The organism is Bacillus sp. 3a (genome assembly GCF_017161885.1).
GTDB lineage: Bacteria > Bacillota > Bacilli > Bacillales > Bacillaceae > Bacillus > Bacillus safensis.
The window spans coordinates 520933-542885 of record NZ_CP067376.1 but is presented as its reverse complement, the minus strand read 5'-3'; the positions used below and the strand labels follow the sequence as shown (position 1 = coordinate 542885).

22 protein-coding genes, 1 pseudogene and 1 other annotated feature are annotated in these 21953 nt (G+C 39.9%); of the genes and pseudogenes, 2 read left to right on the top strand and 21 right to left on the bottom strand.

From position 1 onward, the window contains the following. Positions 1-27: 27 nt before the first annotated feature. The 15 genes and pseudogenes from JJ692_RS02600 to JJ692_RS02530 all read right to left on the bottom strand — a co-directional run bounded on the left by JJ692_RS02600 (position 28) and on the right by JJ692_RS02530 (position 13107). Positions 28-1194, bottom strand: coding sequence for an MFS transporter (locus JJ692_RS02600; protein WP_025093702.1), 1167 nt, complete (start codon positions 1192-1194; stop codon positions 28-30). Positions 1195-1331: 137 nt separating this feature from the next. Then, positions 1332-1634, bottom strand: a complete 303-nt coding sequence (locus JJ692_RS02595) for an ArsR/SmtB family transcription factor (RefSeq protein ID WP_025093701.1) — start codon at positions 1632-1634, stop codon at positions 1332-1334. A 283-nt stretch (positions 1635-1917) separates the two neighbouring features. Then, a pseudogene (locus JJ692_RS02590) lies at positions 1918-2439 on the bottom strand (MBL fold metallo-hydrolase); the annotation flags it as partial. A gap of 69 nt (positions 2440-2508) precedes the next feature. Then, complete coding sequence (locus tag JJ692_RS02585) at positions 2509-4338, bottom strand: hypothetical protein (RefSeq protein ID WP_206534176.1); 1830 nt, start codon at positions 4336-4338, stop codon at positions 2509-2511. Between the two features lie 246 nt (positions 4339-4584). Next, the gene (locus JJ692_RS02580) at positions 4585-4941 is read right to left on the bottom strand and encodes a hypothetical protein (protein WP_206534175.1); all 357 of its coding nucleotides are present in this window, start codon (positions 4939-4941) and stop codon (positions 4585-4587) included. 44 nt (positions 4942-4985) lie between these two features. Further along, positions 4986-5438, bottom strand: coding sequence for a hypothetical protein (locus JJ692_RS02575; RefSeq protein ID WP_206534174.1), 453 nt, complete (start codon positions 5436-5438; stop codon positions 4986-4988). Then, on the bottom strand, positions 5422-5619 hold the full coding sequence (locus tag JJ692_RS02570; RefSeq protein WP_206534173.1) for a hypothetical protein: 198 nt from the start codon (positions 5617-5619) through the stop codon (positions 5422-5424). Before JJ692_RS02570 ends, JJ692_RS02575 begins: the two co-directional genes overlap by 17 nt. A gap of 664 nt (positions 5620-6283) precedes the next feature. Then, on the bottom strand, positions 6284-6937 hold the full coding sequence (locus tag JJ692_RS02565; RefSeq protein ID WP_155518478.1) for a HEPN domain-containing protein: 654 nt from the start codon (positions 6935-6937) through the stop codon (positions 6284-6286). A gap of 2 nt (positions 6938-6939) precedes the next feature. Continuing rightward, positions 6940-8139 carry a DUF262 domain-containing protein gene (locus JJ692_RS02560; RefSeq protein WP_206534172.1) on the bottom strand — a complete coding sequence of 400 codons (1200 nt, stop codon included), beginning with the start codon at positions 8137-8139 and terminating at the stop codon, positions 6940-6942. Between the two features lie 86 nt (positions 8140-8225). Next, positions 8226-8705 (bottom strand): 23S rRNA (pseudouridine(1915)-N(3))-methyltransferase RlmH, encoded by a 480-nt coding sequence (gene rlmH / locus JJ692_RS02555; protein ID WP_101677485.1) that lies wholly within the window; start codon positions 8703-8705, stop codon positions 8226-8228. Positions 8706-8785: 80 nt separating this feature from the next. Then, positions 8786-8956, bottom strand: a complete 171-nt coding sequence (locus tag JJ692_RS02550; protein ID WP_065215011.1) for a CxxH/CxxC protein — start codon at positions 8954-8956, stop codon at positions 8786-8788. 162 nt (positions 8957-9118) lie between these two features. Next, positions 9119-9949, bottom strand: coding sequence for an energy-coupling factor transporter transmembrane component T family protein (locus tag JJ692_RS02545; RefSeq protein WP_206534171.1), 831 nt, complete (start codon positions 9947-9949; stop codon positions 9119-9121). Beyond that, the gene (locus JJ692_RS02540; RefSeq protein WP_176967100.1) at positions 9940-11655 is read right to left on the bottom strand and encodes an ABC transporter ATP-binding protein; all 1716 of its coding nucleotides are present in this window, start codon (positions 11653-11655) and stop codon (positions 9940-9942) included. The genes JJ692_RS02545 and JJ692_RS02540 overlap by 10 nt, the downstream gene beginning before the upstream one ends. Positions 11656-11674: 19 nt before the next feature. Continuing rightward, on the bottom strand, positions 11675-12232 hold the full coding sequence (locus tag JJ692_RS02535; protein ID WP_024424020.1) for an ECF-type riboflavin transporter substrate-binding protein: 558 nt from the start codon (positions 12230-12232) through the stop codon (positions 11675-11677). A 14-nt stretch (positions 12233-12246) separates the two neighbouring features. Continuing rightward, complete coding sequence (locus JJ692_RS02530) at positions 12247-13107, bottom strand: SAM hydrolase/SAM-dependent halogenase family protein (protein WP_024427616.1); 861 nt, start codon at positions 13105-13107, stop codon at positions 12247-12249. A 110-nt stretch (positions 13108-13217) separates the two neighbouring features. Continuing rightward, positions 13218-13488, bottom strand: a binding site (T-box leader). 192 nt (positions 13489-13680) lie between these two features. Between JJ692_RS02530 and JJ692_RS02525 the strand changes: the two genes are divergently transcribed. Both JJ692_RS02525 and JJ692_RS02520 read left to right on the top strand, forming a co-directional pair. Continuing rightward, positions 13681-14370: an ABC transporter permease subunit gene (locus JJ692_RS02525; protein ID WP_122632108.1), complete on the top strand. Its 690-nt coding sequence runs from the start codon at positions 13681-13683 to the stop codon at positions 14368-14370. Further along, complete coding sequence (locus JJ692_RS02520) at positions 14371-15252, top strand: ABC transporter ATP-binding protein (RefSeq protein ID WP_122632109.1); 882 nt, start codon at positions 14371-14373, stop codon at positions 15250-15252. 39 nt (positions 15253-15291) lie between these two features. Here JJ692_RS02520 and JJ692_RS02515 read toward each other — a convergent pair whose 3' ends face one another. The 6 genes from JJ692_RS02515 to walK form a co-directional block, all read right to left on the bottom strand. Then, a complete protein-coding gene (locus tag JJ692_RS02515) occupies positions 15292-15756 on the bottom strand; it encodes a GNAT family N-acetyltransferase (protein ID WP_206534170.1) in 465 nt (154 codons plus the stop codon). 68 nt (positions 15757-15824) lie between these two features. Further along, positions 15825-17015, bottom strand: coding sequence for a S1C family serine protease (locus JJ692_RS02510; RefSeq protein WP_481747507.1), 1191 nt, complete (start codon positions 17013-17015; stop codon positions 15825-15827). A 78-nt stretch (positions 17016-17093) separates the two neighbouring features. Further along, on the bottom strand, positions 17094-17888 hold the full coding sequence (locus JJ692_RS02505; protein WP_024424026.1) for an MBL fold metallo-hydrolase: 795 nt from the start codon (positions 17886-17888) through the stop codon (positions 17094-17096). Between the two features lie 6 nt (positions 17889-17894). Continuing rightward, complete coding sequence (locus JJ692_RS02500; protein ID WP_024427621.1) at positions 17895-18758, bottom strand: two-component system regulatory protein YycI; 864 nt, start codon at positions 18756-18758, stop codon at positions 17895-17897. After that, complete coding sequence (gene yycH, locus JJ692_RS02495) at positions 18745-20124, bottom strand: two-component system activity regulator YycH (protein ID WP_024424028.1); 1380 nt, start codon at positions 20122-20124, stop codon at positions 18745-18747. Before yycH ends, JJ692_RS02500 begins: the two co-directional genes overlap by 14 nt. Beyond that, positions 20114-21952, bottom strand: coding sequence for a cell wall metabolism sensor histidine kinase WalK (gene walK / locus JJ692_RS02490; RefSeq protein WP_024424029.1), 1839 nt, complete (start codon positions 21950-21952; stop codon positions 20114-20116). Before walK ends, yycH begins: the two co-directional genes overlap by 11 nt. Position 21953: the final 1 nt, after the last annotated feature.

The following is a 21953-nucleotide window of genomic DNA, read 5'->3' as shown; positions in this document are numbered from 1 at the left end:
TCACGTTTTTTCCCATCGTTCTACTGTTTAAGTATATCGAATTTCATTACTCGAAGTAGCACGCGAAGCCAATATTGTTACAATGATCGCGATTGCAACGCCTAAAGCACCTGCCCAAGTAACAGAAGATAGAGAAACCCTCTCTACAAAGATACCTCCAATAGCTGCACCTGCAGCCATCGCTAATTGCATCATTGACTGATTGAGACCTAATAGTATACCTGATGACTCTGGCTCCATTGTAGCTAAGTGATATTGTTGAGTCGGACCAGAAGACCATGCAGCAAATGACCATAATATTAAAATGAGTAATACTCCAACATAAGAATGCGTAACTAGTGAGAGCAATATGAGCATGATGACATGTAATGTCATTCCACTAATCAGAGTAAAATTCACACCCCATCGATCGGTACTAAATCCACCAAACTTTGACCCAACTAGACTAGCAATCCCGAATACAAGGAGAACTCCACTCAGCAATTTGCTGCTTACACCCGATATATTTAAAAGGTAAGGGGATAGATAGGTATAGGCAATTGAATAACCACCGAGCCAGAAAAAGGTGATGGCTAATCCCAACACTACTTTTGGTTTTTTAAAAAGAGCGAGTTGTTGAATTAAAGGTACAGGTTTATCCCCTTGGATTTTTGGAATCGTAAGAGAAATGATCACCATGGCTAATAATCCGAGTAAGGCTATTCCTCCAAATACAGCTTTCCAACCAAAGAAATCACTAGTCATTCTGCCCAGTGGAACGCCAATGATCAATGATGCTGTAAATCCCATTACTACTGTAGCAATAGCGGTACCTTGCTTACCTTTTGGTGCAATTTTTTCAGCAATTGTTAATGCAGTAACTACGACCATCCCCGCTCCAAGAGCCATAATAATTCTTGACACAATAAATAATTGATACCCAGGGAGGACGAATGCAAGAATATTACCTAAAATAAAAACGCTAAGTGAAAATAACATTAACTTGCGTTTATTCATTCCCGATGTTAAAGCCATTAATACTGGGGTGAAGATGGCATACACAAGAGAAAAAATCGTAATTAACTGGCCAGCTGCAGCTATCGTAATCCCTAATGATTCAGAAATATTATCCAAAATACCAGAGATAATATACTCTGATGTACCAACTAAAAAACTGACAATAGCTAAAATGTAAATCTTTACAGTGTTTGACAATGTAAATCACTCCTTATATATAATACATTCACATATCTAGAATTGTTAATATGTATAGACAAAAAAACATATTACGATAAGTCGATTTGTATTTAATAAATGAAACTGAATTCTGATGTATGAATTCAGTTCATTTATTAAATATTTTTTTCTAGAATCTCAGCAATTTTTTTTATGGCATTTTCATCTCTTTTATAATACGTGTATTTACCTATACGCTCTGTCGTAATTAATCCAGCTCGTAATAAAATTGAAAGGTATTGAGATGCTGTTGATTGCGTCATTTTCAATTTATCTGTTATTTGACTAACACATACCCCTGTAGTATTCATATCAATCCCTTCATGGGGTGTAAAATGACGATCAGGTTCCTTTAGCCATTGTAAAATTTGCAATCTTGATTCATTGGATAAGGCTTTGAAAACTTCTATTGGCTCCATACAAACCATTATATTGATAAATAACGATATGTCAACATGTGTTGTTTGAGAGCCCATAAAACTTTCTATTTTACTAGATCACTCCCGCCGCTTTAGGCTTAATCGGTTTTTTGCAGAGTGGTTATATCTTCCATTTCAGTGCAATGGAGATGTTTGATGGAAAAGGATTAGAGTACTTTTTTGCTGCTTGTACAGCTAAATTTAGCCTTCTCACCCCTCACTAACTTATGATAAGGCTCACCGTGATGCCTTTAAATGAGGTTATTATCTACCAAGGTTATTAGAATATTATTTTATGTTGGATAGCGTGATCGCCTCCAACATGTTGCACGACACAAGTAACCCCGCCAAGATCAATCTCCATCCGATGGTCAAACGTCACATCCGGTAAAACTACCTGAATATCTCGATAATCCTGATATTCTTCTTTTATCGCCTTTGCGCAAAACTCAATCTCCGTTCCTTCCCTCACCCGTTCATCAATCGCCTCATCAGACCACGAAAACGGAAGAAGCTTCTCCATTTCCTTTCTGGTCTTTGCAGAAGCAATCGAAACCGAATTAGGCAGCGCCGGCAGACCAAAAATATGATCCCAATGCCAATACGTGAGGACAACCATATCGGGCGAAGCGTTCTCGTTTCCTAAGGTTTTTTGGATGAAATAGTTCGCATGATCTTCTGAATTACCAGCATCGATCATTAATGTTTTGTTATTGCTTACGAACATACCTAGGATGGGGCGGTCAGTGAGTGATACTGGTGTGATGTAGGAGAAGGTTTGGCCTATTTTTTTGATTGTGTGCATGGTGTGCCTGCTTTCTAATATTTTTATGTTTTATCCCCGTTGAATTGTTATGCGCTAGTTAATCAAATATTATTTCTTTAACAAATGTTTGGCTAACTTTCGATCTTCTTTATCATCCGTCTTAATGGAAATATGTTCAATCAATTCCCTTGTGGCCGCTTGCTGCGAATACGAAGGAGACCATTCCTTTAATACACTTAAAGCATGATACTGTAAATTTCCATCATCTGATCTAAGTGCGGCTTGAATCAATGGTAATCCTACACCTTCGTGTTCATATAAATCTTGCACAATATATTGTAGACAAGCCACTTCATCATCTGAAAGACTTGATAACGTAAAATGTGTTTCTGCAAATGTGCAAAGCTTTCTAATATACTGGGGATAATTGGTGTCCATCACAGCAAAGTATATTTCACTATTTGCCGGATCTTTCTCAAGTAAGGCAAATAGATGCTCAATCACATCTAAACGATAAAAGAGAGCGACTTTAAGTGCTTGGGAGCTAAAACCCTGTTGTAACGCATCGATTGCAAGCTTTGGCCATCTACTGTCATTGATAAACGGTTGAACAGCTTCCTGGATAGCCCTATAATCGTCCTGTTTCCATGAATCATTCAAACGCTCTCCCCAAATATCTTGATTATCATTTAAAAACTCACTTATTTTCAATATTGGATAAAAGTCCTCAATTGCTTGGCAGTGCTTATGAGCATGGTGAATAAAACAGCAGAGAACTGAGCATGCATTTGGATACTCTTCGATTCCGTAGATAGAAACCTCATCTTCTAGTAGTGCTTGAATGATGAGACTCGCTCCATCATATAATTCTTTAGGAATTTCATCTTCGGATAAAGCTGTTTCCAGATCACCATTAAGAGCGCAAGTATAGGCTAAGTATTCATTCATGATTGTATTTTCGCAGCCCTTTGTTAATAACCATCGTTTTATTTCTGGCGTCGATGCTTCCAATTGCTCAACAGCCGAAATTTTTCCCCATCCATCGACGGACTTTGCAAGACGCCAAACATGTTCGTTTCCTTGAATTGTGCCATTCTTCAATGCAAACGCGACATAAGAAGTAAATTCTTCGTGCATACCTATTGTGAATAAGAGCTCTTTGTATTTTTCGCAGGTCGTACATCCTAGTATCGTGACCGCAAATTTTACAACCTCCCGATGTGCTGCGTGTTCAAGAAGCCATAACGCTTCTTGCTGTACAAGAGACTCATCCCATTGTGTTTGCTGAAATCGTTCGATTAATTCACTACTGCGGCTCGCCATATTGTCAGAAATGATTTTTTCGTAAGTCTTCTTTCTAGTTTCATTTGTAGGATGATTCAGTTGTTTTTCAAAAAGCTTCAATAGTTTCGTCACATAAAAAGGGGCAGGTCGTTCATCTACATAATAATCAGATAAACCGGGAGCAAATCGTGGTTCATTTTCATAAAATAAATAATCTTCATCAGGTAAACGGTCGTCTACTATTTTATGATGTGTTCGAATTTGTTGTTGAATAAAGGGGACGATTTTCTCTTTATGATCCCACGGTAGAAAGTCTATCTTCATTGAATCATCTAAAACCTTTTCATGATCTACTTTCACAATACAACGAAATCGTACATACCCGCCAAGTTTAACGGACACCTTGTGTTTTGTACCATCTTGAAGCTCCAATATCCCCGACAATTTTGAATATGGAATTATATGAGACAATACACTTTTTCGTTGTTTTCTATCAACTGTCACACCATCAATGATTAGTTGTTCTTCTTTTATTTGGTTTATAATTTCTATAGAATGCCCTTTGTAATCAATTTTCCACGTTTTATGTATTTCTTTTTCTACATCTTTTACTACGTTACGCATTTCACGTTTAAAGTCAGCTTTAAAACCCATGAAAGTCTCCTTTAAGTATGGATGGATTGCATATGATCAGTATCTGTATCTCAAATAACCCCTTTTTCTTGTTGTGGTTTCATATTTTTGAATATTTGTTTTCATGTTATATAATTCGATATTTAACTAAGAAAATCTTTAAATAATAAATCTATAGAAAACAGGAAATTCTCTGTACCTTAACTAGTTATTATTTTAGAAATAGGTTTTAAAAAACTATCGTTCTTATGATAAAACTCATCGTTACTAGTCTAAATGCGATTTATATTTTAACTTTTCCATTAATACTTTTTCAAGTTTAGTTGCCAAATGATTAATTCTAATCAACTCATTTTCCTGATTATCAACTATTTTTCTCTTACTCCTTTGAACTTTTAAGACATACTCACATAATTCATAGATATCTGCATCCTTCCAACCTGAACTATAAAAAATCTTGGTTGAATACTCCGGAACTCTCTTTCCATTTGCTAATTGATTTTCTCCCATTACAAGTAATGAATCAAACAACAACTTTATACCTTTATCGAAAGTAACAAAAATTGGTACTTCTCGATAATTGGATATTTCCGCCAGTTGGGAAACTTGAGTTGGCAGAAGCATATCAATTGACGCTGCATATATTTTATTTAAAATTTTCTCTATCCCTATAGAAGGACTAGTTTTTTTAATATATTTGGTTCTTCTCCTAAATAGTGAATAACAAAAGATGTACCAATGGGTGAGATTACATTTATTTCATCAGCCATAAAGTGGAACATTTCTTTAATTTTCGTTTTCTTATCTCTATCATCAAAATGTTTTAATAAATATGCTTTTAATATAGTTGTATAAGTTATCACTGCTTGCTTTTTAAACAGACCATTTTTAAGTAAGAGCGGTGTTTTACTAAATCTTATATCCACAGTCAGCAATTCATTAGTAGATAATAAATCGCTTCTAAAATCCATATTAAATAATTCACCTATACAATCTACCATTACTTTATACTTTTCAAAGTCTAAATTACCTGTAGTTTTTGATCTTGATGCTTCCTCACATGCGAGTGCATATATAATTCTTTTAGCATTATTCTTAACTGTCTTAATTACTTTTTTCAAAGTCACCTTTTTGTTTTTCATAATGTCTATTAAAACCTTTTCTATCTGTAATATAGTATCTGGCCATGATTGCAAAATTTGTGTCTAAAATAAAGATAAATTCTCTATCATCATTTTCCTGTATTAATTTATCAATATTTTCAATTTTCCCATCAATCCATGCCGTTGAAAATACACTCATTTATCCATCTCCTTATATTTCTATCCGTTATACGGTCCCTGAATTTTAAGAATTGTAGATTTAAATCTGTCTCTAATAGAATTTAGTGTTCTTCACAAATTTAATTATTCATAGGCTTAATTCATCATTCATCCTATTTTAATCCATTCATCAAGACATAACTGAAATAATTGTAGACTTACCCATACTTCCCATTCTTAATGAATACCTAATCGCTCTCCTATAGCAAAATACTCCCCATAGTGCCTTTTTTAAATTTACCATTTTGTTAGCGGAGTTCCCGGTAGTGTTTTGCTCTTGTATCATTAGCATTTATAAGTACTTTTGCATCAAGTATTTTATTCAGGGAAAGTCACCACCTTTTATTTAGTTCACCATGTATTATTTTACCATTCTTCTATCAATTGGAATATTTCGAGTTTATTATCAAAAATAGCAAAAGCTACACGCTAAAGCTGTGCAGCCTTTTGTGCCTTTTAAGTTTTCACTGAATTCGACTGTGTCCTATTTCATATCATCTTTTAAGCTGCATAAGTTCAGTCAGTGTTCTTGCGTTTGATCACCCCCTTTTTTGGGAAATAATCATCTCGGTCATATCTATATCACATAAAAACTCTGTTAAAAAAGGGGAAAAGGAATAAGCATAATAGCACATTCCTTCAGACTACTCTTCTAGCATATTATCAATTAATTCATCCAGTTCCCTTAATCCATGCTTGATTATTTCTAAATCACTTTTCTCTGTAGTTAAATCTATCGGCTGCTGGGTATGTACCGAAGTGTGCGCTGTTTCTCCTCTTTTAGAGCCAAAAGAGTCCATAGTACTGAGCCATGCTGTATCTAATTCAAATACATCTATCCCTAATGGAACAAGCAGATTGATGAGGTTTTTTTGTTTAAGTCCATGATTCATTTTAATCTTTTCTTCTTTAAAATCTGCACATAGCTTTCCTATCTTCTCGTCTAACTTCATATATTTTCTATTATTACCTCTTTCACCTACATCCCTATACCCGTTGATTTCAGGATTATCAAGAAATTTGTAATGAGCAAACAAAGACAATAGACTTGTTTTAATCTTATTATGCTGAAACCAGTTACTTCGTGAGTGGTTTAACAACTCTAAAGCTCTGTCCTCTAAATAACTTTCCACTTCAGCGTGACATAATACTCTATAACCTCTACACATGTCTAATTCCTTAGGATTTAAATCTAAGAAAGACTTTTCGTACAACTGTGATACATAATGATTTTCTAAATCATTTAATCTACTTTCTAAATTATAATATCTAACGGAATAGGTCTTAACATCTTCCACCATTATTCCTCCATCACTCTTCTCAAAAAACCATCAGATTTCTTTAACTTTAAGATAGGAAATTCTGTATAGGCTGATATTATATCAGCAATCTTATTAAACCTATATTCAACCCTAGATAACTCTTTAGTAGAAGAAGAAATGGACTCATTGAAATTAACATCATGTGTACTAATGTTTTCAAATTCTTTTTTAAAGCTTTCCTTATTCTCTTTAACAACTTTATATATTTCCATATTCGATAGGTAAAAAGTAAATACTTCGAATAAAGGTCTATTGAATCTATTATTGTACTTCTTTCCGTTAAATCTACTAAAAGCACTTTTACCAAAAATATCAATACATAGATTGATGGCTTTTTCTAACTCCTTAAAGTTTTCCTTGATTTCATACTCCCTTTTCTCCCAATCTTCATTTAATAACAGACAAGTATTATCTATAAACGATTTTATGTTACCTACATTACTTTCTAAGTTATTTTTAATAGCATAATACCTTAATGCAAGTTTTACATCACGCATACGGGAGTCAGGTTCGTTATTATTAAGGAGTTCCCAGAATGTTCGACTATTTGCAGTTGCATCATCTAAAAAATCTAAGAATGGCCCCGGATGAAGTGCTTGTCTTAACTCTTGTGGCGAAAGTTTTTTACTTCCTGTATTTAATCGAAGGAAGACTGTAAATAGGAATTCCTCATTTGGCCAATTTTTTATAACAACTGTTCGAATTGTTTGATTTTCAAATTGATTTTTGTAATCAACATAGCTATAATCGCCTTCAATTTGTTCAATGGTTTTTCCATTTAGTTCTTCTAGAAATTGAAGTCTCTTCAACTTTAGCTTGTCAAAACCACTTTCTTCGTCTACGCAAAATTGTCTAATCGCAAGGAGTCTCTGCTTTCCATCAATTACTATATACTTACCTCTACGGTCTCTTTTTTCAGCGAGAATTATTGGCGGAACAGGAATTCCCAGCATTAATGACTCTACTAGTCTTGATTTCTCCACTTCACTCCATGCGTCTCTACGCTGGAATTTAGGGTTTAAATCAATATTACCTTTGCTTAGTTGAGAATTAATAGTTTCTACTGTCCAATCTGTTCCCCAAATTACTGCTTCTGAAAAAGCTTCAGGAACTGTTTTTAAATCTTCTTCACTTTCTTCTTCATATTTTTCAAATTCTTCATAATTCACTTCAGACATTTTTAACACCGTCCTTATAAGTTTCAAGTTATTGTTTAATTTTTATAGCCACTTTATTTTTCTAAAAACTGTAAATAAAACCTCATTCACTTATGATAAGGCTCCCCCCGAACAATCCGAAACGCCCGATAAATCTGCTCCACCAACACCAACCTCATCAATTGATGCGGGAACGTCATTTTCGAAAACGACAACTTCTCATTCGCGCGCTGCATGACGGCATCACTTAAGCCAAGGGATCCGCCTATAACAAAACATACTTTGCTTTTTCCGTATGTTGCCAGCTTATCTATTGTATCGGCTAATTCTTCGGAAGTTTTCATTTTTCCTTCGATGGCGAGGGCGATGACGTGGGCGTCGGGGTTGATTTTGCTTAGGATGCGTTCGCCTTCTTTGTCTTTGATGATTTTCATGTCTTGATCGCTGAGATTCTCGGGTGCTTTTTCGTCCGCGAGCTCAATGATATCGATTTTTGCGTAAGCCTGTAATCGTTTTGTATATTCGGCTATGCCTTGCTTTAAATATTTCTCTTTTAATTTTCCTACTGTGATAATTGATATATTCACAGGTCATCCCCACCTTAAGAACAAGTTATTCATATAAGTTATCAACAATTGTGGATAAAATTTGTGTATTTTGTGTCCGATCATTCGTTCCCCACTATATATATTGCAGGTTCATCGCACAATTCACAGGTTGTGGATAAACTGTGTGTATGTTCGATTTTTCTGAATTCCGGCGGCGTTTCATGATCATCTATGTACATGTCTAATACGGTTTCTATGTGTTCTGCACACGCATAAAATGTTTTGTTCATAAGTTTCTGATTCCTCCAATAAGTTCTCTGGTTATTCACAAGTGTTTCGCTCATTGTCCAATATAACCGATTTATTCACATGTTAATAGTCTTTTACCATTTCCCACATCTTTTATCCACAAACCAAACAAAAAAAGCCTCCACTCCTGTGAAGGCTTCTTTCTATAAAAATGGATTATAAAATCTCGTTCCTCTAACAAATGTAATCACTAGCGACACGATCAGCACCACACCAACAAACAATAACGCCGCATAATCTGCTTTTTGAAAGTCTTTTGCCGTAAACCATGTGCGCTTTTTATGCTTTCCAAACCCACGCAGCTCCATCGCATTGCTAATCGTCTCAATCCGCTCCAAGCTGGAGAAAATCAACGGCATCACAATCGATAGCGCATTTTTGATTCGTTTCCCAAGTTTTTCATTCTTCGATAAATCAATGCCTCTTGCTTGCTGAGAAATCGCGATCGTGCGAAAATCCCGCTGAATATCTGGAATATAACGAAGAGCAATCGCTACCGCATACGAAATCCGATAGCTGACCCCAATTCGGCTGAGAGATGAGGCGAATTCACTTGGATTTGTTGTCACAATAAATAAAAGCGCTGCTGGCATCACGGTCACATATTTTAGCGTAATATTCAACTGATAGAAAAGCTGTTCAAGTGTGACATTGTACCAGCCGGCAATATGAAATAGCTCGTGCTTCGCTCCGTAGATGGCGACACCTTGCTGGGGCGCAAAGATGTAAATGGCGATGTTATTGATCAGTAGGAAAATCGCCAGGACAATCACCACGAAGGAAATATCACGAAATCGTACGTTCGATAGCTGAAAGAACACGATACTAGCAACTAGCATAAACACTAAAACGCCTGTATCATACGTGAGCATCGCTGCGGATGACCAGAGGATAAAGCAAATGAGTTTGGTTGCACCTGTCAGCCGGTGAATCGGCGACGGGCGATCGATATAGGACAGCATGTCTACAGCCATGTCATTCGTTCCTTTCTGTCAACCTCAATGAAGCGATCCACGAGTTCATTTGGATTTGGCCAGTCTGCTTTCAGCGCCAGTTCATACAGCGACGTTTCCTTTAAACTCGCCTTTTGAACAAGCAGCTGATCTGTCAGCACTTTGGCTGGTGTATCATCTGCGATTTTTTCTCCATCTGAAATGACAATGGTTCTTGTTGTGTATTCAAGCATCAAGTGCATATCATGGGTGATCATGAAAATCGTGACACCCTGCTGGTTTAATTGCTCTAAAAACGTCATCATCTCTGTGTAATGTTTAAAGTCCTGTCCTGCGGTTGGTTCGTCTAGGATGAGTATTTCTGGCTCTAAAACAAGAATAGACGCGATGGTGACGCGTTTTTTCTGTCCAAAGCTGAGGGCTGAGACCGGCCAGTTCCGAAATGGATACAGTCCGCACACTTTCAAGACCCGCTCCACCCGTTCCTTGATCTCGTCTTCCTTTACGCCTCTTAAAACGAGCCCGAGTGCCACCTCATCAAAGATCATTTGTTTTGAAATCATTTGATTGGGGTTTTGCATAACAACACCGATTCGTTCGGAGCGCTGTTTGATCGTATCTCCTGTGATGTCATCACCATTTAAAAGAATTGACCCTTTCGTTGGCTTTTCAAATGCACAAAGCACCTTAGACAATGTTGTCTTGCCTGCTCCATTGGCTCCTGCGATGCTGATCATTTCTCCTTTTTTGACGGTAAAAGAGATGTTGCTCAGCGTGTTTGGTCTTGTTGGATAGTCAAAGCACAGCTCGCGCACTTCTAGTAAATCCTGTGCTGCAATCTGCTCTACTGATGGCTCAGATGCTTCCATCCATTGCTCGATTTTCTCTTTTGCCTCGTCGTCTAAGGTGAGACGCTGTAAATCAGCGATTTGATCTCCTGGCGCAACCGGAATGCCTGCATATTTCATCGCCTTTACATATAAAGGCTCACGTAAATACGCCGCTTCTAATACGTTTGAGGCGAGCAATTCATCTGGTGTCATATCCGCTACAATCGTTCCTTCATTGACAACGATAATGCGGTCCACATGACGGAAGAGGACGTCCTCTAATCGGTGCTCAACCATCACGATGGTTTTTTTCGTTTGTTTTTGCAGCCGGTCAATGAGGTCGATGACTTCTTTACCTGTTGCGGGATCAAGGCTTGCAAGTGGTTCATCAAACAGTAAAATGTCGACATCGTTGACAAGTACACCCGCAATGGCGACACGTTGTTTTTGCCCGCCTGACAGCTCATGCACGGACGATGCCAGCTTTCCGTCTACCTCTGTTAATCTGGCAGCTTCCTCGACACGTGTGTTCATTTCTTCGCGTGTGACTTGATCATTTTCAAGTGTAAATGCGATGTCTTCTCCAACGGTCAGCCCGATGAATTGTCCATCAGGGTCCTGAAGCACCGTTCCGACAAGCTGTGAGAGGGAGAAAATGTTCTCTTTCTCTGCATTTTTCCCGCCGATGTGAAGACTTCCTTCCATAGAACCTTTATAAGACGCAGGAACTAGCCCATTGATACAATGGGCTAGTGTGCTTTTTCCCGATCCAGACGGGCCTGCGATGAGAACTTTTTCTCCTTCATAGATGGTCAGGTTGATATCCTTTAATGTTGGTTCTGCCTGACTGCGATACTTGAATCCGAAATGTTCGAATTGAATCATCGGTTTCTTCATTTATGTGTTCCACCTTGCTTCATGATGTTTCTTTCGATAGGCTGCCGCTTTTGCTTCTCGTTTTCGCATAAGCTGCAATGATGATGGTTCCTAGTACACCAACTGTGATGATGTTTGAAATCCCTGCCACGATGCCTTGAACAAACACTTTGTTCGCAGGTTCTGCATAGATCACAATGTCGAGTACAGGAGCAATGATAAACCAGCCTAATGCCTGGGCGCCTGCTTGTACGGCATTAAAGAGCGTGATTTTCTTCCAGCCGAAGTCGCCCTCTTCTACTTTTAAACGGTTAGAAATAAAGCCGATCAATAAACCAACGACACCCGATACAATAATCCAGCTCCACCAAGGGCCAAATGTGGTCGCATCTTTAATGAGATGGCCAATAAAACCAATCAGTGCGCCTGCAACAGGACCAAATAGCACGGCCATTAATGCAAGGAATGCGTATGAGGTTTCAATTTGTGTATTCGGAATACCAGTTGGAATGGAGACGAATCGTCCTAGAATCACAAAGACGGCTGCGCCAATTCCAATGGCAACGACAGTTTTCGTTGAAAGTTGTTTTCCTGCCATGATGTATCCTCCTCTTATTCGTATATAATGCGCGGAGCTTTGCGAATCGAAAGGCGCCAGCCTGTGCCTGTACCGATGTTATAAGCCTTTGCAAATGACCCTTGATTGATCGCCACGCCTAAATGGTCGAGTGAATTGACATATACGAGTGGTTCGCCTACCTTTAAGTCGGCAAAAGATCGTCCATAGGTCATGATATTTTTATACACATTTTTCGGCCCGTTGGCAATGGTAACTTCTATTGCATCGCCGTAATTAATTGAAAGCTGTTCAAATAGCGTGTGATGAATGTTTGTCCATAGGTTTCCAAACCTCACATCTAAAATATCAATCGTGCCTGTGATCACATCTTCTTCGGCATAGGCCTGAACGACTGGAAGATGGATAATATCATCAATATTCGCCTTTGGCCCAACCTCTTCAAAAGAAATCACACCTGATGCAATTCTCGCCCCTGTATAAGCGTAAATATCTCTCCCATGGAATGTATGTGATTTTCCCGACTTTGGCAGCCGGTTAATGGTTTCATCTAAATAACGGGCTTCCACAATGCCAATATCCTGGGCAACGTGCGTGAGTGTCCCGTTATCTGGGGTAATGATATAGTGTGAGCTTGTCGTTTTGACGACAAGACTTTTTCTCTCTGATCCAACGCCCGGATCAACGACGGAAACAAATACCGTCTCTTCCGGCCAGTATGTGACGGTTTGAAGCAAGCGATAAGAAGCCTCCCAAATGTCATACTGCGGAATATTGTGTGTTAAATCAAAAATACGGATGCTGCTGCTGACCGTATTTGCCACTCCGTACATTGCACTGACAGCTCCATCATCAATGCCGAAATCTGATTGTAAAACCAATGCATGTTCACTCATGTCAATCTCCCTTTCATTTGAAAAAATGGATGTGGTGTTTCACGTGGAACATTTGAACAATTGTATGAAAAAAGTGGACAATAAAAAATACCCCATCCTTATCTTTGAATCATAAGGACGAGGTATTTGTCTCGTGGTACCACCTTTATTTACTGTTTGCTCGCGCTAAACAGCCTCTACAAGTACAAAGCTCCAATCTGGCTCATATACTGTGGTTTTGATAACGAGTACCAACTCTCGTCGTCACCTACTAATATCATAGATATGTTCAGCACGAGGCTCAGAGACCATTTTTCGAATCATTATTTTTGCTTCTTTTCAGCTGCCGAAGCTCTCTGTGAAAAAATTGATGATTGTACTTTCTCTCGTCATTGCCTGTATAACTATCTTGAATTAAAGCTATCATACATGATGTTTTTTCATAAATCAAGATATTTTTCTGAACATTTTTAAAAATGAGTCAACTGGTGCTGGAAGAGTCTTCTTTTTATGAAATTTAAACAAATGTTAAAGAGCGAGATATGGTGTCTTTCTTTTCTAGGGGTATAATAAAGGTGAAGGGAGGTACAGCGTGTGTGGACCATCTGTATGAATGAGTTTAAGCAGCTCTTCAAAAGCACAAAATCTATTTTAACAATTGTTATTATTTTCATTTTATCTACTTTTGTTTCAAGTCTTCCGTTTATCGCTGCTCATCAGGAACAATGGGAGCTGGCAAAGGATCCTTATTCTATTGGGAATGAACTGGTGATGTCTTTATTTGGTTTCTTCCTTATTTTTTTGTTGTCTCATGATATTTTAAGCCGCGAAATTCATTTGAAAACCATTCGTTTTCTCGTCAGTAAAACAACCCGTTTGAACATTATCATCGGGAAATATCTTGGACTGATGCTGTTTTGGCTTAGCTGTATTATGACGACATATGTGCTGAATATGGTGATTTCACACCGTTTTCTGTTCTCAGATGCCTTAAAAATCTTAACCTTTATCAGTGTCGGTATCTCATGTGCTTTATTTTTGTCCATGCTCTTTCCAACACCGCAGAAATCAATGTTTGTCGGTATGTTATTTTCCTTTCTTTTCCCAATCGTCAGTATGATTTCTGTTCTTTCTTCAGAACGAATGATTCATTGGTTCCAATATATGACGCCTTATTATTATGCGCGCTGGAGTGAACCGCTGACCTATGTCCTAATGAACACGGCATTGACCGTTATCTTACTCATTGGAACTGCACTATTGTTTCAAAGGAGGGATGTGTAGATGCTTCATACAAAAGGGCTCACAAAAAAATATCGTACAAAAGTCGCATTAGATCATATTAATCTTGATGTCAATCAGGGCGATATCTTCGGCCTCATTGGACCAAAGGGATCTGGTAAGACGACGTTTTTCAATATCATTACCGGCATCTCCCGCCCTACCTCTGGTACGTTTACAGTGATGAATATGCCTTCGCTAAAAAAAGTGAGACAGCATATCGGTGTTCTGCCTGAATATACGGATTTATATGAAGGTCTTACGGCTCTTGAGCATATTGCTTACTTATCAAAAATCACCGGAACACGCCAGAAGACGAGTGATTATGAAGAACTGCTCGAATTTGTCGGCTTACATCACGATCATCAGGAGAAGGTCGGTGCCTTCACACCTGGTATGAAAAAGCGGCTTGGAATGGCGCAGGCCATTGCCCATCAGCCGGAATTTATTTTACTCGACGAGCCTTTTGCCGATATTGATGCAGATTCGATTTTCCACATTCAGCGGGTCATTGAAACATTAAAGGATGAAGGGAAAACCGTCTTTTTAACAGCTGACCGCCCAAGGTTCACCAATAGTATTTGTACCAAAACGGCGTTCATTTCTGAAGGAAAATTAGTGTCCCCACATACTCATCCTCAAGAGAAAACCATCACATCCTCAAACATACGTGCAACCTTCAAGCATGCATGGATTGATGATGAGGTGAAACCTGTTCTCACGCAGTACCTACAAACTGTCGGAACAGATCTTGTGATCAGTGATGACGAGACCTCATTGTTAATTCGTTCAGAAGCTCAAGTTCCAGCGATCATTCGCGCTTTCGTGAAGTGTAAAGTCGATTTATACAGAGTCACGGCTCAGGATGCCATGATGTCCTCATAAAAAAGTACCGTACGCTTTCTGCACGGTACTTCTTCTTTTTTATAAAGGTTTACTCATATAAATACCGGTTTCTGCAAATCCCGTTTTCTCGTACAGCGAACGGGCGATTTGATTGTGAGCAAAGACATGGAGCGAGAGTTTTTGCACACCTAATGACTTTGCCTGCTCCTCTAATGCAGCAATGGCCTGCTTTGCAAAACCTTTTCCTCGATAAGCTTCAAACAAAATAAAGTTATAAATAAATCCTTCATGCTGCGGGTGATTCGGGTCATAACAAAGCCAAACCCAGCCAATCGCTTCATCTCCGTTTAAGAAATTCCACAGCTCATGATGCTCTGTCTGAAGTCCTTCTGGAAGAAGCCTGTCAAATTGTTCTTCTGCGTTCGCAAGTGATTCTTCCTTCTTCCATGTTCCTGCGAGTACCTTTTCTTCCGCATACCGCTGAATGGCTTTCTCCATCAATACATCGTAATCAGTTTGTGACATCCGTTGTAGTGTAATCAATCGTACCGCCCCCTCTCCATTATCATATGATGAGCATGCAAAAAAAACCAGTCCCTTACTGGAACTGGTTAGCCGCCATATCGGTCGGTTTGAGAAAGTTTGATTTCTGCTGATTTTTTCTTCCCGCTTCGGTAAAATTGCACCTTTACCTTGTCGCCGACCTTCCTTTGATATAAGTACTTACGAAGATCTACGATATTTTGTACACTCTTGCCATCAAAGGAGGTCACGACATCCAGCTCTTTTAGTCCCGCTTTTCCTGCTGGAGATAAAGGCTCAACACTCATGACAACAACCCCAGATGTGACCTTGGAGGGCAGCTTCAATGTTTCCTGCCAGTGGTAGCTCGCAATATCCGCTAATGATTTCATGCCGACGCCAAGATACGGACGCTTTACCTCTCCGTAGCGCTCTAAATCCTCTATGACAGGAATGACCAGATTCGCTGGAATAGACAGCCCGATTCCTTCTACCTCTGATTCAGCAATCTTCATTGAATTGATGCCGATCACCTTTCCGTCCATATTGATCAAAGCACCACCGCTGTTTCCAGGATTGATGGCAGCGTCTGTTTGCAGTACTTCTGCATTCCAATCCGTCTGTCCGTCTCCATTTGAGTCAACAGGGATCGCACGCTCTGTGCCTGAAATGACTCCTTGTGTGACAGAGCCTGCGAATTCAAGCCCTAATGGATTTCCAATGGCGATGACTGGCTCACCCGGCTTCACATGATCTGAGTTACCGAAGGCTGCGGTTTTCTTGATTTTATCACTTTTGACAGTGAGAACAGCTAAATCCATGAGCTGATCGCTGCCGACAAGATTGGCACTAATTCTTGTCCCGTCATGGAGGCTCACTTCAAGCTGGTTGGCGCCTTTGATGACGTGATGGTTTGTGACAATATAAAACGTGTCACCCTTTTTCTTATAGATCACACCTGACCCGCTGCCTGCTTCTCCGCCTTCCTCCCAAAAGCTCGACTTTTGGATATTAATGACGCCGACCACCGTATCTGACATATTAGACACCACTTTCGTGACAGCATCATTGACGTTTACATTCACCGTCTTTAAAGGACCCTGTGATGCTTGCCCATCACCGTTCTGATGCCATCCAAAGGGACTGCCGCTCTGTCCAGATACATAGGGGAAAAAGAATCCCATTAAAAAAGCTCCTACCAATACACCGATCAAACCAGAAAGAAAATATCCTTTTCTGCTTCGTCTCGGCTTCCACTCTACATCGCGATAATCCACTATGTTTCCTTCCTTTCAGTGAATAGATGATGTATATAGTGTTGGTAAGAAGCTCTTATCTTAATCATACGATTATAAAAATCATACGGCGCAAAGCGGGGTTGCTTTTTTCGGGTCCGTATCAAATAAATCAAAGCCGTCCCCCACAACAAAGCCCTTCATTTCAAGCGTCTGCTGGACCGCCATACGGGCTAAATCCTTCATGTTGTTGTCTTGACTCAAGTGAGCCAAATAAATGCGTGAGGTGGCATCTCCAATGACATCTGTCATTGCAAGAGCAGCATCTTCATTTGATACATGTCCGACATCGCTTAGAATTCTGCGCTTAATGCTCCATGGGTATCGGCCCATTTGCAGCATCCCGACATCATGATTGCTCTCAAACACAAACGTATTGGCTGACTTAATAATACCTTTCATGCGGTCACTCACATAGCCTGTATCCGTCATGAGGGCAAGTTTGCGCCCTCCATAATGGAACACGTAAAACATAGGCTCTGCCGCATCGTGTGAGACGCCAAATGACTCGACATCAAGGCCGCCAAAGGATTGAACGGTCTCCATATCAAAATGGAATTTCTGCTCTGTATCAATTTTTCCGATATGAGATTCCATCGCCTTCCATGTTTTCGCATTTGCATAGACAGGAAGCTTGTACTTTCTTGCCATGACACCAAGCCCTTTAATATGATCGGAGTGCTCGTGTGTCACAAAAATGCCGTCCAAGTCCTCAGGCTTGCGGTCGATTTGGCCAAGCAGCTCGACCATCTGTTTGCCGCTTAAACCAGCATCCACCAAAAAGGCATGCTCGTCTGTTTCTAAATAAAAAGCGTTCCCCGTACTTCCGCTCGCTAGTACACTGAACTGCAAGCTCATGTTCTCTCACTCCATTGAAGATTTGTCATCTTTCTCTATATGATCAAGTGTTGAGCCATCGATGGCATTGATCAAATATTCTTCCTCTGTCTTTTTCTTTGAACCTGCTGATACGCCTTCAAGCTCCACCCGCCATACAGGAACCATGACTTGCGTGCTTGCCCCTGGGTATTGCGTATAGTAGCCAAGCTCTACCTTTTTCACGGTCGTGTTTTGACTCAGCATATTTTGCGTATATAAGTCCTTCACGGTTTCAAGTGCTGGGACAAGGGTTTCTTTTCTCACTTCATTAATCGATGTCACCATCGATTGCTGATAAGAGACGACTTCGTTTTGATCATTGAGATTTAAGGTGATTTGCCCGATGGTTTCGGTGTCATCAAGGCCTTCTTGGAAGATGTATTTCCCTTTATACGTTTGGAAAAAGACGATTTTCCCTGTCTCCTCATCTATATTCCACAGCTTATAATTCTTCCCATCCAGCAAACGCTGGTTCACAAGGTTCGTCGCCGCTGTTTTAATATCCTTTTTCGGCAAGGCAACTGGCTTGTTGAAGGTCATTTCAAGCAGCGTGACAGGATCATCTTTTTCTGTTTTCGGGAATGTGCTTTTCGCCTTTTGATCAGCTAATCCGTCGACATCCTTTTTCGTATATTGCTTCTTTTCAGCTGTAATGCGGTATCCAATCTTCGCTTCATCTGATAGATTGCCATATTTGATCCCGTCTGCCTTCATTTCTTCCAGCGTATCCGTTTTTTCGATAATCGCAAAATGATCGGTTGACCGTTTTTCAAAGTATTGAAAACCTAGAAAGATATCGAGAACGAGAAAAGCTAGGATAAAGATCGTTTTGGTCTTATTCCACTCCATGATTCTCGCTCCCCTCTGTCAAAAGATCATTCGATAGAATCACGGTTTTGCCGTTATATTTCATGCACCATACAGGCTCCAGCCAGACAAACATCGCTTGATCTTGATCTGATGGAGTTGAAGCAGCTTGATATGCAGGGAAAATCTGTTCAATTTTCTCCAGATCATCATATTTCGTCTGCTTGATGATCAAGTCCTTCAGCTCTGTCCCGTTCATCAGCTTGACCTGTTCACTTTGACTCGCTTTATTGCCAAGAATATAGTTTGGACGCTTGTAATTCAAAATGTCATCATTCGCCCATTGAACTTCAAGGGAGGTCATCCCAAATGGATGCTTTGTACTGTTCACAATCGGCAGACCGTCCATAAACATATTAAAGGACAGCTGTTGGTTGCTGTTGATACCAAAATATTGATAGTCATCAGTAAAGCTTCCCGTATCATTGAAATATTTCACGCTTCGCTTAATCAAATCCCCCGTTTGGAAAACAGTGCTGGAATTGATATTGCGGTGCTGATATTGAATGCGGTGGTCTTTTTGATTGGCTTCAAGGCGGCTTGTGCCATCTGTGTACACTGTCCGGTTTAAATTAGATTCCTCACCGACAAGGCTCGGGTCCGTAAACAAAGCGTCTTTGAACTTGTTTGTCTTAATCGTTTCGATAAAGAACATCTTCGCTTCAAGCTGCTTTTGCTTTCTCGGAAGAAGGAAATCTCGTTTAGAATTCGTCGAGAATGTATAAAGATCATAGCGCGGCATCTCGTTTTGAGCCGCTGCGATACTGTTCATTAGATTACGGTAATTGGCGGACTCAATTGTCAGCTCAAGCACCGTCTCCTTGCTGTATGAGACCAAATATACTTTTTTATTCGCCTTATCCTGCTGAGCGAACGGCACGATCATCCGATCAAACGAGTTGTATTCAATGGACTTGTTCGGCCATTTAAAGAGCGCTTGGAAAATATCAATCGGAATCGGATCATTGAACACAAGATCCAATGTCTTCCCTTGTCCTTCGCGTCCATAGAAGAAATTCTTAAATTTCTGCTCGGAATATTGATCTGACACATCATTAATCTCTTTGACATCCCAAAGGCTCACATCATTCCAAAAGTTTTGAAAGAGTTCCTTTTGATCCACTTTAAAATGCTCTCCATTTGAATGGATGAACATCTCGCGCGGCTTCACGACATCAATGAGACTTCTAGGCTCGTCGCTTGAAATCTTCTTCGTTTCCACGACCTTTGTGCCGGTATCTGCCTGATCCTGCATGACGGGCTGGAACATCCAGATATTCCACGTAAATACAAGACTGATCGCAATTAGGATTGTCAATATTATGGTTTTAAAGGTCTCACGCTTCATCCCAATCATCCTCTTGTTCTTCATTGTACGGAAGGGTAAAGGTCACCGTTGTCCCTTTTCCTTCAATGCTGTCAGCCCAAATATCTCCGCCATGAGCTTGAACCATTTCTTTTGCAATCGCAAGACCGAGGCCGGTTCCGCCAAGCTTTCTTGTTCTTGCTTTATCTACCCGATAAAAACGTTCAAAGATTTTATCCATATCCTTTTTCGGAATACCGATTCCTTCATCTTTGACGCTGAATAACACAAGGCCTTTCTCTTCATCCAGATCAACGGTAAACGTGATATGTCCACCCTCTGGTGAGTATTTCATGGCATTGGAAATGATATTATCGAGCACCTGTGTAATTTTATCTTGATCGATTTCTACATATACTTCACGCTGCGGCAGGTTGCGGATAAAATCGACATGCTGCTCCTTCGTCATTTCAAAACGATCAATGACGAGCGAGATAAACCTGATAAAGTTCGTCCACTCACGATTGAATTGATAATCCTTGCTGTCGAACTTAGACAGCTGCAGCAGGTCATTGACAAGCCGGATCATGCGCTCCGTTTCATTTTGCGTGACACTGAGAAATCTTGGCGCAAGCTCTTTATCACCAATCGCACCTTCAGCCAGTGCCTCAAGATAGCTTCGCATCGTCGTCAGCGGTGTGCGCAGCTCATGCGATACGTTCGCGACGAATTCACGGCGTTCCGCATCAATTTTCTCCTGCTCTGTGACGTCATAAATGACCGCAATTAAGCCATCAATTTTCCCATGCTCTTTCTGAATGACGGAGAAATTAACACGCAATACAGACAGCTGATCTTCGCGCTCAATTTCTATCAGCATGGAATCTTGATTTTCGACTAAATCTTCAAATGTATGAGTTTCCTCTAAGCCAAGCAAAGACGTGATCGGCATCTCTAAAGCTGTTTCACGTGAAACATTTAACAGCTCTAATGCGGGGCTGTTTAATAGAATAATCGCACCGTTTTGATTCGTTGCGATGACACCGTCCGTCATATAGGCAATGACAGAAGAAAGCTTTTTCCGCTCCCCCTCCGTCATCAGCTGAGCTTCCTCCAGCTCTCTCGTCAGATGGTTAAAGGTTGTCGCAAGCTGGCCAATCTCGTCATGTCCATACTTCCGGACCTTTCTGGAGAAGTTCCCTTTGGCAAGCTCGATCGCCTGCTTTCTCATATCTGAAATAGGATGAGTGATCGTTCTAAAGATGAAGATACCAAGTAGAGCAGTCGTCCCAAGTGCAATCAGTGTCCCAGTCGCTAAAATGGTGTTAATGGTTCGCATTTGGTTAAACACACTTTCCATTGAAGACACAACATAAATCACACCAACGGTCTCTTGGTTCTCATTTTTTACGGCTGTCGCAGAAATACGCACCCTTTTATTTGACTCAGGGTCATAGAATTTTTTCTCATAGTCTTTGCCAACCGCAAAAATACGGCTAATGATTTGATCAGTGATTTTCTTTCCGGCAATCTCTTGGCTGCCGTTATTGACAGAGGCAATGACCTCTCTGCTTTCATCAATATAGCTGACTTCAGAGATTTCATTAGACTCATCTTTGTTGTTAAAATCGTTTAATATCTTTTGAGCATCCTCTTTTAATTCTGCCTTGCTCTTCGATGAATCTTGTTCTAGGTAATACGATAACGAGTAGATTCGCTGATTCAAGGAATTATCATATGAATTAATTAAGGACTGCTCTAGCTGCTTCACAAAGTACACGCCAATGATCTGCATGGCAACGATGATCAGCAGCACGTAAATCAAGGTCAATTTAAAGTGAATCGAGCGGAAAAAACCTACTTTACTCATA

What these genes read in the sequence shown, in the direction of transcription:
- JJ692_RS02595 (WP_025093701.1), bottom strand. Translation starts at nt 1,634, where the DNA reads ATGGAGCCAATAGAAGTTTTCAAAGCCTTATCCAATGAATCAAGATTG.
- JJ692_RS02585 (WP_206534176.1), bottom strand. Translation starts at nt 4,338, where the DNA reads ATGGGTTTTAAAGCTGACTTTAAACGTGAAATGCGTAACGTAGTAAAA.
- JJ692_RS02580 (WP_206534175.1), bottom strand. Translation starts at nt 4,941, where the DNA reads ATGCTTCTGCCAACTCAAGTTTCCCAACTGGCGGAAATATCCAATTAT.
- JJ692_RS02570 (WP_206534173.1), bottom strand. Translation starts at nt 5,619, where the DNA reads ATGAGTGTATTTTCAACGGCATGGATTGATGGGAAAATTGAAAATATT.
- JJ692_RS02560 (WP_206534172.1), bottom strand. Translation starts at nt 8,139, where the DNA reads ATGTCTGAAGTGAATTATGAAGAATTTGAAAAATATGAAGAAGAAAGT.
- JJ692_RS02550 (WP_065215011.1), bottom strand. Translation starts at nt 8,956, where the DNA reads ATGAACAAAACATTTTATGCGTGTGCAGAACACATAGAAACCGTATTA.
- JJ692_RS02545 (WP_206534171.1), bottom strand. Translation starts at nt 9,949, where the DNA reads ATGGCTGTAGACATGCTGTCCTATATCGATCGCCCGTCGCCGATTCAC.
- JJ692_RS02540 (WP_176967100.1), bottom strand. Translation starts at nt 11,655, where the DNA reads ATGAAGAAACCGATGATTCAATTCGAACATTTCGGATTCAAGTATCGC.
- JJ692_RS02535 (WP_024424020.1), bottom strand. Translation starts at nt 12,232, where the DNA reads ATGGCAGGAAAACAACTTTCAACGAAAACTGTCGTTGCCATTGGAATT.
- JJ692_RS02530 (WP_024427616.1), bottom strand. Translation starts at nt 13,107, where the DNA reads ATGAGTGAACATGCATTGGTTTTACAATCAGATTTCGGCATTGATGAT.
- JJ692_RS02520 (WP_122632109.1), top strand. Translation starts at nt 14,371, where the DNA reads ATGCTTCATACAAAAGGGCTCACAAAAAAATATCGTACAAAAGTCGCA.
- JJ692_RS02505 (WP_024424026.1), bottom strand. Translation starts at nt 17,888, where the DNA reads ATGAGCTTGCAGTTCAGTGTACTAGCGAGCGGAAGTACGGGGAACGCT.
- JJ692_RS02500 (WP_024427621.1), bottom strand. Translation starts at nt 18,758, where the DNA reads ATGGAGTGGAATAAGACCAAAACGATCTTTATCCTAGCTTTTCTCGTT.
- yycH (WP_024424028.1), bottom strand. Translation starts at nt 20,124, where the DNA reads ATGAAGCGTGAGACCTTTAAAACCATAATATTGACAATCCTAATTGCG.
- walK (WP_024424029.1), bottom strand. Translation starts at nt 21,952, where the DNA reads ATGAGTAAAGTAGGTTTTTTCCGCTCGATTCACTTTAAATTGACCTTG.